This is a genomic window from Marinobacter sp. V032 (assembly GCF_052645435.1).
The window spans coordinates 1-1,238 of the sequence record NZ_JBQXYE010000011.1; the positions used below are offsets into that span (position 1 = coordinate 1).

The 1,238-nt window shown below is 55.4% G+C and carries 1 protein-coding gene; it reads left to right on the forward strand.

Features of this window, described 5'->3' with window-relative positions; genetic code table 11:
• Positions 1-67: 67 nt before the first annotated feature.
• Positions 68-1,230, forward strand: a protein-coding gene (locus ACUN9X_RS18825) for an IS3 family transposase (protein WP_445474035.1) whose coding sequence is annotated in 2 segments (ribosomal slippage) — positions 68-323 and positions 323-1,230 — 1,164 coding nt in all. Because the reading frame shifts where the segments join, the coding sequence is not laid out codon by codon here.
• The last annotated feature ends 8 nt before the right edge of the window (positions 1,231-1,238 follow it).

Consider the following 1,238-nt stretch of genomic DNA (forward strand, 5'->3'; position numbering starts at 1 on the left):
TGTAGTGGTTCAATGATTCCGGACACCAACGTAGGTGGTAATATTGCCACCATAAACGAGGTGTCTGATGACCAGAAAACGACGTTCCTTTACTCCTGAGTTCAAACAGGAAGCAGCCAGCCTGGTGCTGGATCAAGGTTACACCATTGCCCAGGCTTGTACGTCCTTGGGCGTGGGTGAAAGCGCTTTGCGGCGCTGGGTTCAACAGCTGACAGATGAGCGAGAAGGCATTACCCCGAAGGGCAAGGCCTTGACCCCGGAACAACGTCGGATTCAGGAGCTGGAAGCCCGCTGCAAACGCCTTGAGATGGAGAAGACCATACTAAAAAAGGCTACCGCTCTCTTGATGTCGGACGACCTGAATCGTACGCACTGATAGACCAATTGAGTGAGCAAGTGCCTGTTGAAATGGTCTGCAATGCGTTCGATATCAGCCGCTCCAGCTATTACGAATACCGCCAACGGCGGAACCATATAGACGTTGAGCGTCTGGCCCTGAAGGCTCGGGTAAACCGCCTGTTCACCAAGAGCCGCAGCTCTGCCGGCAGCAGAACAATCAAGGGCATGCTCAATGACGACGGCGTTGCCATTGGTCGTTTCAAGGTTCGACGACTGATGAGTGAGCTGGGGCTGATTTGCAAGCAACCTGGCCCTCACGCCTACAAGCAGGCCACCGTTGAGCGACCAGACATTCCGAACTATCTGGCTCGTGAATTTACGGTGGACCAGCCAAACCAGGCGTGGTGTGGTGACATCACATACGTCTGGAGCGGTCAGCGGTGGAGCTATCTTGCTGTCGTGCTGGATCTGTACGCCCGACGCGTTGTTGGCTGGGCGATGTCATCCAGCCCGGATGCCGACCTGGTCGTCAAAGCTCTGGACCACGCCTGGGAGCAGCGTGGTCAACCGGAGAAAGTCATGTTCCACTCGGACCAGGGGAGCCAGTACGCCAGCCGTAAGCTCCGCCAGAGACTCTGGCGCTATCAAATGACACAAAGCATGAGCCGGCGCGGCAACTGCTGGGACAACGCCCCGATGGAGAGACTGTTCCGGAGCCTGAAATCTGAATGGATACCGGCCCAGGGATATCGGAACTTGCCCGAGGCAAAAAAAGATGTGGGTGGCTATCTGATGGACTATTACAACCGGCAGCGACCTCACGCATTCAACGATGGCATTCCGCCCGTTGCAGCTGAGGAAAACCTTAAAATACTGTCCGGGATTAGTTGACCACTACA